General features: G+C 71.1%; 9 protein-coding genes. 6 read left to right on the top strand and 3 right to left on the bottom strand.

Annotated elements, in window-relative coordinates:
- Positions 1 to 139: 139 nt before the first annotated feature.
- The 5 genes from WI697_RS22205 (at position 140) to WI697_RS22185 (ending at position 10,888) form a co-directional block, all read left to right on the top strand.
- The gene (locus tag WI697_RS22205; RefSeq protein WP_345959957.1) at positions 140 to 5,815 is read left to right on the top strand and encodes a DUF3320 domain-containing protein; all 5,676 of its coding nucleotides are present in this window, start codon (positions 140 to 142) and stop codon (positions 5,813 to 5,815) included.
- Between the two features lie 280 nt (positions 5,816 to 6,095).
- On the top strand, positions 6,096 to 7,016 hold the full coding sequence (locus tag WI697_RS22200; RefSeq protein WP_062762933.1) for a PhzF family phenazine biosynthesis protein: 921 nt from the start codon (positions 6,096 to 6,098) through the stop codon (positions 7,014 to 7,016).
- 207 nt (positions 7,017 to 7,223) lie between these two features.
- Positions 7,224 to 8,429 (top strand): O-antigen ligase family protein, encoded by a 1,206-nt coding sequence (locus tag WI697_RS22195; RefSeq protein WP_345959956.1) that lies wholly within the window; start codon positions 7,224 to 7,226, stop codon positions 8,427 to 8,429.
- A 134-nt stretch (positions 8,430 to 8,563) separates the two neighbouring features.
- Positions 8,564 to 9,274: an SEL1-like repeat protein gene (locus WI697_RS22190; RefSeq protein ID WP_345959955.1), complete on the top strand. Its 711-nt coding sequence runs from the start codon at positions 8,564 to 8,566 to the stop codon at positions 9,272 to 9,274.
- A 144-nt stretch (positions 9,275 to 9,418) separates the two neighbouring features.
- A complete protein-coding gene (locus WI697_RS22185) occupies positions 9,419 to 10,888 on the top strand; it encodes a sigma-54-dependent transcriptional regulator (protein ID WP_345959954.1) in 1,470 nt (489 codons plus the stop codon).
- Positions 10,889 to 10,899: 11 nt separating this feature from the next.
- Here the strand turns inward: WI697_RS22185 and WI697_RS22180 are convergent, their stop codons facing one another.
- The 3 genes from WI697_RS22180 to metC all read right to left on the bottom strand — a co-directional run bounded on the left by WI697_RS22180 (position 10,900) and on the right by metC (position 15,316).
- The gene (locus WI697_RS22180; RefSeq protein WP_345959953.1) at positions 10,900 to 12,645 is read right to left on the bottom strand and encodes a hypothetical protein; all 1,746 of its coding nucleotides are present in this window, start codon (positions 12,643 to 12,645) and stop codon (positions 10,900 to 10,902) included.
- A gap of 111 nt (positions 12,646 to 12,756) precedes the next feature.
- Positions 12,757 to 14,040: a PQQ-dependent sugar dehydrogenase gene (locus WI697_RS22175; RefSeq protein WP_345959952.1), complete on the bottom strand. Its 1,284-nt coding sequence runs from the start codon at positions 14,038 to 14,040 to the stop codon at positions 12,757 to 12,759.
- A 43-nt stretch (positions 14,041 to 14,083) separates the two neighbouring features.
- Complete coding sequence (gene metC, locus WI697_RS22170; protein ID WP_082828745.1) at positions 14,084 to 15,316, bottom strand: cystathionine beta-lyase; 1,233 nt, start codon at positions 15,314 to 15,316, stop codon at positions 14,084 to 14,086.
- A 354-nt stretch (positions 15,317 to 15,670) separates the two neighbouring features.
- Between metC and WI697_RS22165 the strand changes: the two genes are divergently transcribed.
- Entirely contained in the window at positions 15,671 to 16,702 is a 1,032-nt protein-coding gene (locus WI697_RS22165; RefSeq protein WP_062767487.1) for an amino acid ABC transporter substrate-binding protein, read from the top strand.
- The last annotated feature ends 101 nt before the right edge of the window (positions 16,703 to 16,803 follow it).

The following is a 16,803-nucleotide window of genomic DNA, read 5'->3' as shown; positions in this document are numbered from 1 at the left end:
TCCCTCGGCCGGGGATGCGCCGGGCGTTGACCGGGAACCCGCTGAAGCGTTGAAATTTCCCGGCGCTCCTTCTACAGCTTGAGCCGAGCCCCGCCGCGGCCCGTCCGCGGTTCCCTTCCCCCTCGGATGGTGAGCGGAGATGAGCGAAACGGTGTCCCCCGAGAACGAGCCCATCCCCCAGGTTGCTCCCGTCCCCGAGGGCGCCCCCACCTCGCCCGCCTCCGACGAGGCGTCGGTCTTCCGGGGCAGCCTGCCGCTGGCGACGAAGCTCGATCGGGCGCGGATGGAACTGCTCGATCTCTCGGCGCGCAATCGCCTGCTGAACCTGCCTCAGGCCCGGCGCAGCCGCATGCTCGACATCGTCGACGAGCGTGGGGCCGAAATCTACCGGCTGCTGGTGGGCGAGGGGCGGCGCTTCACCTTCCTGCCCGGCCGCGAGGCCGCAGAGGAGAAGGTGGAAGAGGAGAAGGTGGAAGAGGGGGGTGCTGCAGCCGGCGACGCCCCGGCCCTGGCGCAGCCCGAGGACGAGGCGGTGGATGCGCGGGGGCTGGCCGCCCGCCACACCGACACCAAGCTCCAGACCCGTCTCGGCTCGGAAGGGCTGCAGCGTCGTCTGCTGGACCTGCATCTGGATGCGCGCACGCTGGAGGAAGAGCAGGGCGTCAACATCCTGTTCCTGGCGCTGGGCACGCTGGTCTGGACCGACCCCGCCGCGGGCGGCCAGCTGCGCCGGGCGCCGCTGGTGCTGGTGCCGGTGCAGCTGGAGCGCGGCAGCGCCACCGAGCGTTTCCGCCTGGCGGCACGGCCCGAGGACGTCGCGACCAACCTGTCGCTCGAAGCCTTCCTGGACCGCGAACACGGCATCACCCTGCCGGCCTTCGACGCGGAAGCCGAGGGCGAGACCGATCCGTTCACGGCCTATGTCGCGGCGGTCGCCGAGGCGGTTCACGGCCGCAAGGGCTGGGAGGTCCGGCCCGACGAGGTGATCCTGGGCTTCTTCTCGTTCTCCAAATTCCTGATGTATCGCGACCTGGATCCGGCGGTCTGGCCGGCGGATGCGCCGCTGACCGACCGGCCGCTGATCCGCGGCCTGCTGGACGAGGGGTTCGGGGTCGAGGATGTCGATTTCGACGAGGACGTGCCGGTCGATCCGCTGATCGGGCCCGAGGATCTGGTGCATATCGTCGATGCCGACGCCTCGCAGACGCTGGCGATCCACGAGGCGCGGCGCGGCCGCGACCTGGTGATCCAGGGCCCGCCGGGCACCGGCAAGTCGCAGACCATCGCCAATGTCATCGCCGCCGCGGTCGCCGACGGCAAGACCGTGCTGTTCGTGGCCGAGAAAATGGCGGCGCTGGAGGTGGTGAAGCGCCGGCTGGATCAGGCCGGCGTGGGCGAGGTCTGCCTGGAACTGCATAGCCACAAGGCGACAAAACGGGCGGTGCTGGAGGATCTGAAGCGCAGCTGGGAGCTGGGCACGCCCCGGATCGGCGATGACGAGACCCTGTTCCATCGCCTGGGCCGCAGCCGGGCGCAGCTGAACGCCCATGCCGAACGGCTGCATCGCGCGCTGGAGCCGACCGGGCTTTCGCCCTACCAGGTGATCGGCGAGCTGGTGCGCCTGCGCGCGGCCGGTGTGGCGCCGGCCGATTTCGATCTGGCCGAGGCCGCCCCCGGCTGGACGGCGCCCGAGCGCACGGCCCTGGCCGCGACGCTGGACGATCTGGCCCGCCGGATCGAGGCGGAGGGCCCGCCCGCATCCCATCCCTGGCGCGGGGTGGGGCTGGATGCGATCAGCCCGCTGGATGCCGACCGCCGGCTGGCCGAGATTGCGGCGCTGGAGCGCGGGCTCGCCGGCTGGCGTGCCGAGGCGGAGGTGGTGGCGGGCCTGCTGGACCTACCGGCCCCCGCCACGCTGGACGGCAGCAGCCGGCTGCTGGCCCGGGCCGAGCGGCTGGCTGCTGCACCGGATCTGCCGCCCGCGGTGTTCCTGGACCCGGTCTGGTCGGTGGCCGCGGATGATGTGGCGGTGCTGGTCGAGACCGGGCTTGCGCTTCGCGATCAGGCCGCACGGCTGCGGCCGGGGCTTGCCCCCGCGGCGGACGGGCTGGCGACCGCCGATCTTCAGGCGGCCCGTGACCGGCTGGCGGTCTTGCCCGCAGGCTTCGATGCGGCCGCCCGCGACCGGCTGGCCCGGGTGGTGGCGGCGCTGCCGGCGGTGGCTGAGGCGGGCAGCCGTCTTGCCGGTCATCTGGGGCTGCCGGCGCCGGAAACCCTGCGCGAGGCCGGGGCGCTGATCCGCTGCGGCGCGGCCGTGGCCGCGGCCCCCGACCTGCCGGCGGAGCAGCTGGCGGCCGGGAGCTGGGAGGCGGAGCGGGCCGCGCTCACCGATCTGGTCGAGGCGGTGCGGGCCGCCCATGATGCACGGCTTGCCGCCGGCGACCGCGTCACCGAGGCCGCCTGGTCGACCGGGCTGGCCGAGGCCCGCCAGGCGATCGCCGAGACCGGCGGCAGCCTGTTCCGGATCTTCAGCGGCCGCTGGCGGCGGGCGAACCGGCTGGTCAAATCGATCCTGACCGGGCCGAAGCCCGAAGATGGCGAACTGATCCAGCTGCTCGACCGGGTGATCGCCGGCCAGGCGGCGGCGGCAAGGGCAGAAGCGGGCGACGCCCTGGGCCGTGCCGCTTTCGGCCCGGTCTGGCGCGGGGCCCGCAGCGCGCCCGAGCGGCTGGAGGCGATGCTGGCCTGGGTGAACGGCCCGGCCGGCGACGCCGCCACCCGCCGCACGGCCGCGGCCTGTGCCGACCGGCCGCTTGCGGGCGATCTGGCCGCGCGTCTCGGGGCCGCGGTTGCAGCGGTCGCGGATGATCTGGACCGGCTGGCCCAGGATCTGGGGCCGGCGGCCCCGGCCCTGCTCGGCACCGATCTCGGCGGAGAACGGGCGCCGCTGGCGGCATCCGCCCTGGCGCCGGTGGTAGCGGCCGAGGCCGTGGTCGATGCGGCCTTCGCCGCCCCGGCCGTCCTGGCCGGCGAGCGGCTGGCGGCCCTGGACGATCTGCTTGAAATGCGCCGGCGCGAGGCCGTGCTCGCCGATGCCGCGGTCACCGGCCGCGCCGCTTTCGGGCCGCTCTGGCCGGCCGGCGACCGGGCGGCGGCGGATTGGGAGGCCATCGCCCGGGCGGCGGCCTGGCTGGCGGCAGAGCCTGACTTGCGGGCGCTGGCGGCCCGCACCCCCGATCGTGCCGGGCTTCGCGGCCGCACGGCCGCGCTGGTGGAGGCCGGCCACGGCATCGTGGATCAGGTGGTCGGGCTGTGGTCCAGGCTTGCCTTCGATCCGCGGGCGATGTTCGGTGAGACCGGCATCCCGGATCTGGATCTGGATGCGCTGGCGGCCCATCTTCGCGGCTGGCTGGCGGCGCCCGAGGGGTTGCCGGCCTGGGCGGCGATCCTGGCTGCGGCACGGGCCGCACGTGCCGCCGGCCTGGCGCCGCTGGTCGACCGGCTGGAGGATGGCCGGCTGGACCGGGCGGGCGTGATGCCGGCCTTCGAGATGGCCGCTTTCGAGGCGATCTGGCAGGCGATGACCACGGCCGAGCCGGCGCTGGCCGGTTTCGACGGCACCGCCCAGGACGGGCTGGTGCGGAGCTTCGCGGCGCTGGACCGGGCCCGGATCGACCTCGCCCGGTCGGAAGTGCGGGCCGAACATGCCCGCAGCCGCCCGCGCGTCAATGGCCTGGGCCCTGTGGGCGTGCTGAGGGGAGAGCTGGCCAAGAAGCGTCGGCACATGCCGATCCGCCAGCTGATGAGCCAGGCAGGCCCTGCGGTTCAGGCGCTGAAGCCGGTCTTCATGATGAGCCCGCTGTCGGTCGCCCAGTTCCTGGAGCCGGGGCGGATCGGCTTCGACCTGCTGGTGGTCGACGAGGCGAGCCAGATCCAGCCGGTGGATGCGCTGGGGGCGATCGCCCGCTGCCGGCAGATGGTGGTGGTGGGCGACGAGCGCCAGCTGCCGCCCACCGCCTTCTTCGCCCGCATGACCGCCGATGCACCGGATGCGGACGAGGAGGACGAGACCACCCGGATCGCCGATGTCGAAAGCATTCTGGGGCTCTGCGTCGCCCGCGGCCTGCCGCAGCGCATGCTGCGCTGGCATTATCGCAGCCGGCATCAGTCGCTGATCGCGGTGTCGAACCATGAATTCTATCAGGACCGGCTGCATGTGGTGCCGAGCCCCTATGCGGGGGAGGCCGGGCTGGGGCTCGATTTCGTCCATGTGACCGACGGCGTGTTCGAGACCGGTGGCAGCGGCACCAACCCGGCCGAGGCGCGCCGGGTGGCCGAGGCGGTGATCGCCCATGCCCGCACCACGCCCGAACGCTCGCTTGGGGTCGCCACCTTCTCGGTGCGCCAGCGCCGGGCGATCCTGGATGCGCTGGAAGCCCTGCGCCGGGCCCATCCCGAGACCGAGGACTTCTTCAACGCCCATCCGGCCGAACCGTTCTTCGTGAAGAACCTGGAAAACGTTCAGGGCGACGAGCGCGACGTGATCTTCATCTCCGTCGCCTATGGCCGCAATGCCCAGGGCTATATGGCGATGCGCTTCGGCCCGGTCGGTGCCGAGGGCGGCGAGCGGAGGCTGAACGTGCTGATCAGTCGGGCGAAACGGCTCTGCCGGGTCTTCGCCTCGATCACCGACGAGGATATCGATCTGGAGCGGGCGCGCGGCCGCGGCGTCGCGGCGCTCAAGACCTTCCTGCGCTATGCCCGCACCGGCAGCCTGGAGGTCGCCCGCCGGTCGGGCCGGCCGGCCGACAGCGTGTTCGAGGAACAGGTTGCCCGGGCGCTCAGGGCGCGCGGCCATCTCGTCCACGAACAGGTGGGGCTGGCCGGCTTCTTCATCGATCTGGCGGTGGTCGATCCCGACCGGCCCGGCCGCTATCTGCTCGGCATCGAATGCGACGGGGCCGGCTATCATGCCGCACGATCGGCCCGCGACCGCGACCGGCTGCGCCAGGCGGTGCTGGAAGATCACGGCTGGATCATCCACCGCATCTGGTCGGCCGACTGGTTCGCCCGCCCCGAGGGCCAGCTGGCCGCGGTGGAGGCGGCCATCCTCCGGGCCCGCGAGATGCTGGAGGCCCGCGACGAGGGCCGCGCCGCCGCGGCCGCGGCCATGCCGCCCGAAGACGCGGCGCTGGCCGCGGAGCTGGGCCTGGAAGGCGGCGAGGACGAGGCGCCGGCCGAGGACGACCACCTGACCCCCGCCTATGTCGAGGCGGACCCCGAAGTGCCGGCAGAGTTGCAGGGCATGGAGCTGCACCAGGTGACGCCGGCAAAGCTGGCGCCGATGGTGATGGCGGTGGTGAAGGTCGAAGGGCCGGTGCATCTGGACGAGGTGACGGCGCGGCTGCGCGATGCGTGGGGGCTGGGGCGCGCCGGGGCGCGGATCCAGGCCGCCGTGCGGGCGGCGGCATCCTATGCCATCCGTCGCCGTCATCTGGTCGACGAAGGCTGGTTCCTGAGCCTGCCGGGAGAGCCGGTGCGCATCCGCGATCGCAGTGCCGTGACCTCGGCGGGGCTGCGCAAGCCCGAACTGCTGCCGCCGGCCGAGATCGAGGCCGGGCTGATGCGGATCGCCGCCGAGAATCTGGGCGTCACCCGCGAAGAGCTGCAGCGCCAGCTGGCCCGGATGCTGGGCTTCCGCGCGCTGAGTGCCGGGCTGCGCTCGGTGACCGAAGACGAGATCCGCCGGCTGACGGAACGCCGCCGGCTGGTGGAGCGCGACGGGCTGATCGTGGTGGCCGAGCCGGCGCCGTGACATATCGGTGACCTGGGGATCTGACCGGAAGTTGTAATGGTTCGATCACAGCCATGACTTCCGCGGCATGGTACACCCTCCGCGGGCGCCGACAGGCGGCGGACGGCCCGTGCGGCCGGCACTGCATGTCATGTCCATTAAATTGAAAGTTGAAATCACGGTCTGGTTCTTGCCTATTATGAGCGGGTGTCGAATGAACGCGATCAACGGCGGCGACGGCATTCGTGGACGAGCGTCAGCGGTCGGAATGCGCCACGCTCTCACAAGGGGAAGCGGTCCCATGCTGGAATTGCATCGTGTGCGGCTCTACGCCCGGAGCGGCCAGGGCGGCGTATCTGCGGTGGTGATCCTGGGTGCGGACAATGCCTGCGAGGTTGCGACCCGGCTGGATGAGCCGGCGACGACGGCCGTTGCCGTGACCCCCTCGCTCAAGGCCGATGCCCGGCTCGACGTCTGGCGCGACGGCATGCGCCAGGAGGTGGACGGAACCGGCCTGCTGGCGGCCGCCCATGTTCTGCTCGGCCGCGACGGCCGCGGCCCGATCCGTTTCGAGACCGGCGGCCGGGTGATCCCGGTGCTGCGCGAGGCCGATGGCCGGCTGCGCTATCGTGCGACGCTCTCTCATGAAATCGTCGGCCATTTCGACGGGGCCGAAGTTCTGTCGGCCCTGGGCGTGCCGCCGATGCGGGTGCCGGGCGACATGCCCTTCGGGCTGGCCGCAACCCGCCGCCGCATCCTGCTGGTGCCGATCGAGGATGCCGCGACCCTCGGCGCCATCCGCCCCGCCTTCACCCGCCTTGCCGCCTGGAGCGCCGCCCACGAGCAGGCGCCGGTGCTGGCCTATGCGCCGGCCCATGGCGAGATGGGCGGGGCCGATTTCATCGCCCGCCTTTTCGACCCGCTGGCCGGACGCACCGAAGAAACCCCCGGCCCCGAAGCCGTGGCGGCCCTGGTCGGCACCCTGGCCCGCCGGGGCCTGGCCGGTGGCCTGCGCCCGGTTGCCGTGGCGCAGGGCCGGTTCAACGCCCCGGTGGTGGCCCTGCAGGCCCGGGCGGAACTGGTCGTCTCCGAAACCGGTACTGCCAGCCGTTCCGGCGTGAAAGTCTGGGTCGGCGGCGAGGTGCGTCATTTCGGCTTCGCCGCCATGGACGGGCTGGGTATTGCCGGCGCCGGGCTGGGTGATCTCAAGCTGGGCGCCTGACGAGGTTTGTCGGAGAAAGCGGGCCTTCCGGGTAAAATCCCGGATAAGTGAGCCATCAGAACGTCGCGTCGACGGCGGATCCGGGATATAAGGCAAGGCCTTCCACATCTCTCCAGCCGGATTTCGCCCGAGAGGATGACCTTGTCCCGACATGATGTGAGTTCCGCAGGCGCACAGGCGCCGGATCGTCTCAGGACCGCGGGACGCATGATTGCGCTGATCTTGCCCCTGTTGATGATCCTGGGGCCGGGGCCGACCGATGTGGGCGCCTCGTTGATTGCGCTTCTGTTCCTTGTCCATGTCGTCCTCGACCGGGACAGGGTTGCGCTTCAGGCGTGGTGGTTCCGGCTGGCGCTCGTCCTTTGGGTGTTCATGCTGGCGACGGCGCCCTTCGCGCTGGCCAGCGTGTCGGAAGCCTTCGGGCGCGGGGCCACCTTCCTCAGATTCCCGATGCTTGCCGCGGCACTCGGCTTCTGGCTGCTGACCGAACCGAAATGGCGCGACCGCTATATGGCGGTTCTGCTGGCGATCGTTCTGTTCAGCGCCGTCTGGGCGCTGGGGGAATGGTACTGGGTGACCAGGGTGGTCCAGAGCTATTCGCACCCGCTGCGGCTGACCGGCCCGTTCGATGACCGCAAGGTCGGCATCTTCCTGACCAAGACGATGTTTCCCTGCCTGGGCTTCGCCCTGGCCTGGGCCGCAGCGGGATCCCTGCGGCGGCTGTTTCCGGTGGGGGTCGGGCTGCTTCTGGTGCTGCTTGCCATCTTCCTGTCGGGCGAACGGAGCGCCTTTCTGCTGGCAGGGCTTGGTCTGCTGATCATGGCTCTGATCGTACCCGTGCCAGCTATCCGTCGGTTCATGCGGTACGGGCTTCTGGTCGCAGTTCTCGGCGCGGTGGCAGGCTACCTCGCCTTCCCTGCAAGCTTCGACCGCCAGGTCGGCTCGACGCTTGGGACGTTGTCGCGTCTGTCCACGACGTCTTATGGTCTGCTCTGGCAATCCGGTGTTGAAGTTGGCGAACTGTCGCCCGTAGTCGGTGCCGGCGGGAAGAACTTCCGGGATATCTGTCCGGAAATCCGGTCTCCCAACATCAAACTGCAGGGTGCCGACTATTCGGAGACTCTCGAATTCTGCTCGACCCATCCGCATAATGCATATGTCGAGATGTTCGCTGAGCACGGGATCATAGGGCTCGTCATCTTCCTGGCGTTGATCGGTGGTTTTGTCGCGGCATGTCTGCCGCAGCGCATGGATCCGGTGGCCTTGGGGGCCGGGCTCGGCATCCTGCTGATTCTCTGGCCGGCCGTTCCGCATGGCAGCTTCTTCAACAACTGGAATGGTGTGGTTTTCTGGTCGCTGGTCGGATTGATGGTGAGCCGGGTGGCTCTCCCGCGGCCGTCCCACGCAGGCTGACCCTCAGGAACCACTCCGGCTTGCATCCCCTCCGCCGCTTGCGGAATAGTAGCTGCGCGGGAGAGTACCTATTGGCACCGGACGGGGTGCGTATCGGGGGTGACATGAGGCTGGGCAGGGTGAAGGGGCGTGGGGTGCAGACGGCACTCCGCAGGGCGGTCGTGATCGGTCTGGCGGCCATGATGCCGGCCGGTGCGGCCTGGGCCTGGACGCCGCCGCAGGGCTTCGCCACCGCTGCCCATGCCTGGGAAACCGGCGACTATGCCACCGCCCGCAGCCTGTTCGGCCGGCTGGCGGAGGCCGGCGATGCCCGTGCCGCCTTTTACCTGGGGGTGATGGCAGAACAGGGGCAGGGCGGCGACGCAGATCCGGCGGCGGCTGCCACCTGGTATGGACGCGCCGCAGATGCCGGCGACGCCCGTGCCGCCTTCAACCTGGCCCGCCTGCTGGACCAGGGTGCAGGCCCGGCTCTGCCGGCAGATCCGGCGCGGGCGGCGATGCTGTATGAACAGGCGGCGCGTGCGGGCATCGTCGCCGCCGATACCGGCCTTGCCCTGATGCAGCTCGACGGCCGCGCCGCCGGGGGCGATGCCGCCGCGGCGCGGGCCCGCCTGCTGCGCGCGGCGCGGGCCGGCGACGGGGCCGCCGATCACGCCCTGGCGCTGCGTGCACTTGCGGGGGACCCGCCGGACATGGTGGAAGCGGTGGCCCGATGCCGCCGTGCCGTCGCGCGCGGATATGCACCGGCGCGTGCCCTGCTCGATCAGCTGTCGGCTGCCGCGGATCCCGGGCTTCTGCAAGCTGCGACCGCGCGGGAGCCGGTGCTCGACACGCCGGGAAACTGAGACCGGCGCCATGTGGCGCGCCCTACACCTGATGCGGGTGTCGTCGTGGACGCTGACCGCGCCCCGGTCTTCTGCTAGCCTTGTTTTGCGGGTGGCCGGGGGGACCCATGGTCACCGCATCGGGCAGTATGATGACGTGGCGGTATGGTGGCGGACGAGAGCGCATCGGAAGTTCTGATCATCGAAGACGACGCCCTTCTGGCCCGCCTTTACGCGGAACAGCTCCGTGGCGCCGGCATTCCTGCCGTGGCCGTGGGGACGGCGGCAGCCGCTTTCGAGCGGATCGCGGCGACGCCGCCGGCGCTGGTGCTGCTGGATCTCAGCCTGCCGGACGCCAACGGGCTCGACATTCTGGCCGATCTGCGCCGCCGCGGCGGCTGCGACGTGGTGGTGGTGACCGCCCATGGCTCGGTGAACGTGGCGGTCGAGGCGATGCGCGCCGGCGCCCACGACTTCCTGGTGAAGCCTTTCCCGCCCGAGCGCCTGGTGGTGACGGTGCGCAACGCGCTGGCGCTGGGCACGCTTACCCGGCTGGTCGACAGCATCGGCGAGCGCGAGGCCTATTGCGGCATGATCGGCCGGTCGCTGGTCATGCAGGGCATCTACCGCATCATCGAAGGGGCGGCACAAAGCCGCGCCTCGGTCTTCATCACCGGCGAGAGCGGCACGGGCAAGGAGCTGGCGGCCGAGGCGCTGCATGCCCGCAGCCCGCGCGCCCGCGGGCCCTTCGTCGCGCTCAACTGCGCCGCCATCCCGCGCGATCTGATGGAAAGCGAGATCTTCGGCCATGTGCGCGGCGCCTTCACCGGTGCCCATACCGACCGCGAGGGTGCTGCGACCCGTGCCCATGGCGGCACGCTGTTCCTGGACGAAGTCTGCGAGATGGATCTGGCACTGCAGAGCAAGCTGCTGCGCTTCCTGCAGACGGGCGCCTTCCAGAAGGTGGGCTCGGGCGTGACGGAGCGGGTCGATATCCGCATCGTGTCCGCCACCAATCGCGATCCGCTGGTGGAGGTGGAGGCCGGCCGCTTCCGCGAGGATCTGTACTATCGTCTGCATGTGGTGCCGATCCACCTGCCGCCGCTGCGCCAGCGCGGCGACGACGTGCGTCTGATCGCCCGCCATCTTCTGGACGATCTGGCGGCCCTGGAAGGCAAGGGCTTCCGCCGGATCGACGCGGCGGCCGAGGCGGCGCTCGCGGCCTATCGCTGGCCCGGCAATATCCGCCAGCTTTACAACGTGCTTCACGGTGCCGTCGTGCTGAATGACGGCGAGGTTCTCACCCTCGACATGCTGCCCGGCCAGCTGCGCGAGGCCGAGGCGATGTCGCTCAGGCCCACAACGACGGGCGCGCCGCCGCCCGAGCTGGATTTCGAACCGGTTGCGGATGACGAGATGGACGGGATCGGTGACCCGGGCGAGCCGGAGACCGCCGCCATCTATGGCACAGAGGGCGAGATCCGGCCGCTCTGGCAGGTGGAGCGGATGGCGATCGAACGCGCGATCGATCTTTGTGGCGGCAACGTGCCCCGCGCCGCCGCCCTGCTCGGCATCAGCGCCTCGACCATCTATCGCAAGCGTCAGGCCTGGTCGGAGACGCCGACCGATCACTGATCCGGCCGCCGTCAGCTGCCGCGCAGCCCGGTCAGGCAGCGCGGACGGCCGAGTGCGGCCCCGCTCGCCCGGGCGAAGGCATGGGCGGTGCGCATCGCCCCGGCGGCCGCCAGGACCATCGCGCCGGCAAGCCCGGCCGCGGTGGTGGCGTTCTCGCTGCCGGCCGCGGCACCGATCGCCGTGGTGGGGTCCAGGCGCGGCGCCGCCGGCAGGGGGCGCACAGCCGCTGCCCCCGATGACGGGCGGCCGAACGGATCCCCGTCCTGCGCGGGCAGGCAGATCACCTGGGCGATTTCGGCGAAAAGCGTGCAGGCAAGTTCGGCCATCCCGCCCGAGACACGCGGGTCCAGCACCGGCCCCGCCAGTTCCAGATCCAGCCGGCGCTGGCCGCTCGCGATCATGCGCGCGGCGATCCGGTCGATCTGGGCCGTCGCCGCATCGGCAAAGGCCGCCGGCTGCGGGGTGGCGAGGCGGTCGGCGGTCGCGTTCAGCACGCGGGCGACGACCCGGGGGGCGATGCCCGCATCATGAAGCCCGGGCCGCGGCCGGGGCGCGCCGTTGCCGAGGGCGGCGATGCGCGAGCCGATGGCGGCCAGACCCGAGATGAGGCCGAGGGCCGAAAGCGTGGGGGCCACGCCGTATTCGCGCGGCAGCGGCAGCCGCCAGACGGCATCCAGACCGGAAGCGGCGGGGCTGGCACCGGCATCGGCCACCAGCATGGTCACCGACCGCGCGCCGCCCTGGCGCAGCCGGCGCGGCAGATCCGTGCCCCCGGCCAGATCGGCCGGGTCCGGCAGGATGATCGCCAGATCGACCGGCAGATAGGGGCGGGCGCCGTCTTCGATCGGCCGGACCAGCACCTCCAGCCCATAGCAGCGCCGCCAGAGATCCGCGGCTGCTGCGGCGGCGGGCATCAGCGGGGCGGCGGCGCTGAAGGCGATGCGGCCATGGATGCCGGCTGCCGCCGACACCGGCAGCGGTGCCGCGTCCGGCGCCGTCAGCCCGGCCCCCAGGCGCACCGCGCGGGCCAGATGGTCCAGATCATGTGCGGTGAGATCGCGGCCGGCAGCCGGCATCGGCGGCACATCGGCCGGCCGGGCGGCCGGGCCGATGCGGCGGGCGATCACACGGCCGCAGGCATCGGCGACCCGCACCCGATCGGCCGAAAGGGTGGCGACATCGCCGGGCCGGAGCCCCACCGACACCGGATCCGCCCCGCTCAGCAGGCGTTCGTCGCTGGCGACCAGGCCGGTGTGATCGCCGGCGGCGAAGCACAGCGCCGTCTCGCCGCGGGCGACGAACATCCGGCGCGGATCCTCGTCGATCAGCAGGGTGAAGGACATGCCGCCGCCGGTGCGGTCCATCAGCCGGCGCAGCGCCAGCTCGGTATCCTGGCCGGGCCGGTCCAGATCGGCCAGCAGCGCCGCCAGGGCGATGTTGCGGCGCAGATCGGCGGGGGTCGGTTCCACCGCGCCGTCGCCCAGGCCCAGCCGGCAGATCGCGGGCGCGGGGCCCACGATACCCAGCGTCGCCTGGCCCAGACGGATCAGCCGCGCATCGGGGCGGGCGACATCCGGGCGTGTGACGAACTGATCGGGAAGCTCGGGCCCGATCGCCGCCAGACCTGCGGCGGCACCATGGGTCGCGAACATACGGGTGTCACGCCGCACGATGCGTGCCGGGTCCAGCTTGTCCAGTGCAGAATGCAAACGGTCACCGACCGGTTTGCCGTTCAGAATGCCGATCAGCGCGCTCATGGGGGGTCTCGCTCGAAAATGGGGCGAACCATCCGGTTCGGTTGCCCCTCTTCTGGCAAACCCCGTGCCATGCCGCCGGCATATCACTGCGCAATCAGCTTGAAAATCCGGTCAGTTTCCGGTTGTGACAACACGCCAAAGCGTGCCACCGGTATCATCGGCGATCAGCAGGGCACCGGCGCGGTCTACCGCCACTCCGGCCGGTCTGCCCCATACCTGCGCAGGACTTCCACGCCCGCCGTCATCGCGACGGAAACCCGAGGCGAAAACCTCGTAGACCCCGTCATCCGCCGGTGTGCCGTCGGCATCGAAGGGCACGAAGGCCACGACATAGCCGCGGGGCTCTGCCGCATTCCAGGACCCGCGCAGGGCGACAAAGGCACCGCCACTGTATCGTTCCGGGAACATTGTGCCATCGTAGAACGTCAGTCCGATCGGTGCAGAATGCGCCTGAAAACGCAAATCGGGGGTGATCAGCCGGGCCAGCCGGCCTTCGTCCTGCCCCTCCAGCCCGGGCTGGACCACCGGGTCGCCGCCGGCACCGGGCCAGCCATAGGGCCAGCCGTAGAAGCCGTCCTCGCGGACCCGGGTCAGATAGTCGGGCACCAGATCGTCGCCCAGCCCGTCGCGTTCGTTGACCACGGTCCACAAGGCGCCGGTCCTGGGATGGATCGCCATCCCCACCGGATTGCGCAGCCCGGTCGCGAAGCTGTGGCCGCCATCGCCCGGCCCGTCGAAGCGGCGGATGGTCGCCCGGGGCTCGGGCTCCACCCCCACATTCCCGCGGGAGCCGATGGAGACCCAGAAGCCCTCCCCCTCGGGATCGAGCTGAAGACCGCGGGTCCAGTGGCCGCCGGCGCTGCCCAGCGCATCCGGCGGGGTCATGGCTTCGGGATCGGCGGTGATGCGGGTGTCGCCGGGGGTATAGGGCCAGCGCCAGACGCCGTTGGTGTCCGACACCCAGATCGTGCCCTCGCGGAAGCCGATCCCGTGCGGGCGGGCCAGGCCGTCGATCAGAGTTTCGCGGACCTCCGCCCGGCCGTCGCCATCCGCGTCGCGCAGCAGGGTGATCCTGCCCGCCCGGCTTTCCGCCAGCAGGACATCGCCATTGGCGGCGACCGCCATCACCCGGGGATGCACCAGCCCCTCGGCGAAAAGCGTGGCGCGGAAGCCGTCGGGGACGCGCAGGCCGGCGCCCTTTGGCCGGTCGACGGTCTGTGGCGAATTGGCCGGGCTCGGGGCATTGCCCGGGGCCGGCAGGCGGTCGGCATCGACCCTGAGCCGGGTGCCGGGCGCCGGATCGGTTGCAGCTGCGGGGCCTGCCGGGCCGAGGCTGAAGCCAAGGCCAAGGCCAAGCGCAAGAACAGCCGGGGCGATGGGAATGGCGGCGGTCATGACGTCTCCCTCGTCTCGGGGGCCGCCTGCCGCCGCCTGTTGATCAGGCCTCGGCTGCGGCGGCATAGCGGGCCAGGCCCGCGTCCAGATCGGCGATCAGATCGGCCGGGTCTTCCAGCCCGGCATGGATGCGCAGCAGTGGTCCGCGGCCGGTCCAGCGGTCGCGGGTGGCGGTGCGGGCCCGGCGCGGATCGACCGGCAGGATCAGGCTTTCATAGCCGCCCCAGGAAAAGCCCATCTTGAACAGGGCCATGTGGTCGACCATCGCCGCGATCCGGTCGCGGCTGCCCGGCTGAAGCTCTACCGCGAACAGGCCGCTCGACCCCTGGAAGTCGCGCAGGAAGGCCTCGTGGCCCGGGCAGCCGGGCAGGGCGGGATGCAGCACCTGACGCACCATGTCGTGCGCGGCCAGGTGCCGGGCAAGGGCCAGGCCGGTTTCGCGGTGCCGTGCCATGCGCACCGACAGGGTGCGCAGCCCGCGCAGCGCCAGATAGCAGTCGTCCGGTCCCGGAGGGGCGCCGATCTCGCTCGCCGCCCGGCGCAGCGCCGGAAAGGCCTCTTCGGTGGCCGACAGCACGCCCATCATGGCATCGGAATGGCCGACCAGATATTTGGTCCCGGCCTCCATCACCACGTCGACCCCCATGGCGAGCGGCTTCAGATAGAGCGGCGTCGCCCAGGAATTGTCGAGCGCGGTGCGCACGCCGGCGGCCTTGGCCGCGGCGATCATCGCCGGCAGATCGGCCACTTCGAAGGTGAGCGAGCCCGGCGCCTCCAGCATCAGCAGCTTCGTGTTCGGCCGGAAATGATCGGCGACCGCCGCCCCCGCCATCGGGTCGACATAGGTGACCTCGACGCCGTAGCGGCCGAGGAACTGGTCGGCCAGCGCCCGGGTCGGCTCGTAGACGTTGTCGAGCACGACCACGTGATCGCCGGCGCCGGTGAAGGCGGTGAGCATGGCCAGGATCGCCGTCTTGCCCGAGGCGAGCGCGATGCCCCGCGCCCCGCCCGACAGTTCGGCATAGGCATCTTCCAGCGCATGGGTGATCGGCGTGCCGTAGCGCCCGTAATAAACCCCGCGGGTGGGGTCGGCCGCGGCCTTCACCAGCGCGTCGAGTGTGGGAAACAGCACGGTCGAGGCGTGATGCACCGGCGGGTTGACGATGCCGTGATTGGCGAAGGGGTCGCGCCCGACATGAACGATCCGGGTGTCGATCCCGTGGGGATCTTCGTTCCTGTGTGCCCCTGCCGCGTCGGGACGCGTCTCGTCGGACATGGTTCCGGCTCTCCTCGATCCGTGCATTCGGCGCGCCCTTGCGCCGTCGGGCGCATTTCAACGCGCGCAGCCGCCGCTGACAACCCGGCTCGGCAAGGGCAGGGCGCACGCTTGCATGACGATTGACCGGTGTGCTACCAACGAACAGGGGAAGATGTGGAGCTTTCAGGAACGCGTCCGGGGGGGCGCGCTCCGCGGATCCGGCGGGAGGGCCGCAGGACAACCGTGCTCCGCTCGAAACGACGCAGGTCGGACGGACGTTTTGCATCGCGGGCCCTGGGGGGCCGCATGTGGGCGTCCGGAGTCCGCCGATCAGGCGGCATCGGCCTGCAGATGAGGGGCTTTGCGATACACATGTCGATCAAGACCTTCGTGGCCGCGCTTGCGGCTACCGTCGCCGTCGCGGCGCTTGGCGCGCCCGCCCATGCCGGCGCGACGCTGGACGCGATCAAGAAGAACGGCACGCTGCGCTGCGGCGTGAACACCGGTCTGCCGGGCTTCTCGGCGCCGGACAGCACCGGCCGCTGGAGCGGCATGGACGCCGACTTCTGCCGTGCGGTCGCGGCCACCATCCTCGGCGACGCGGAAAAGGTCCAGTTCGTGCCGCTGTCGGCCCAGGCGCGCTTTACCGCGCTGCAGTCGGGTGAAATCGATCTTCTGTCGCGCAACAGCACCAACACGCTGACCCGCGACGCCTCGCTCGGCCTGTTCTTCGTCGGCACCTGGTTCTATGACGGTCAGGGCTTCCTGATCACCAAGGCCGCCGGCGTCAGCAGCGCCAAGCAGCTGGACGGCGCCACCGTCTGCGTCCAGTCGGGCACCACCACCGAGCTCAACCTCACCGACTACTTCCGTGCCCATGGCATGAAGCTGCAGCCGGTGGTGTTCGAAAGCTTCGAGGAATCCTACAAGGCCTATTTCTCGGGCCGTTGCGACGCCTATACCACCGACATCTCGGGTCTGGCGGCGCTGCGTTCGGTGAACGCGCCCAATCCGGACGACCACATCATCCTGCCCGAGGCGATCTCGAAGGAGCCGCTGGCACCGGCGGTGCGCCGCGGTGACGATGAATACTTCACCATCGTGAAGTGGGTCCGCAACGCCCTGGTCGAGGCCGAGGAATACGGCATTTCGTCGAAGAATGTCGACGAGATGAAGGCCTCGTCCGAGAACCCGGTCGTGCGCCGCATCCTGGGCGCCTCGCCCGGCATGGGCCAGACGCTGGGCCTGGACGACGAGTGGGCCTATCGCCCGATCAAGCAGGTCGGCAATTACGGCGAGATCTTCTCGCGCAATGTCGGCCCCGAAAGCCCGCTGAAGCTGGAGCGCGGCCTGAACGCGCAGTGGAGCGACGGCGGCGTGCTGTACTCCGACCCGATCCGCTGATCGCCTGCATGGTGGCGCCGGCGACCGCCGAGGGCCGGCGACCCAACGGGTCTGAGGGGGGCGTGATCGGCTGATCACGGCCCCCTCGGCCGTCTCGGGCT

This window comes from Tistrella mobilis (assembly GCF_039634785.1).
In the GTDB taxonomy this organism is placed as follows: Bacteria; Pseudomonadota; Alphaproteobacteria; order Tistrellales; family Tistrellaceae; genus Tistrella; species Tistrella mobilis.
Note: the sequence above shows the minus strand (reverse complement) of the source record. Positions and strands in the feature narration are given on the sequence as shown.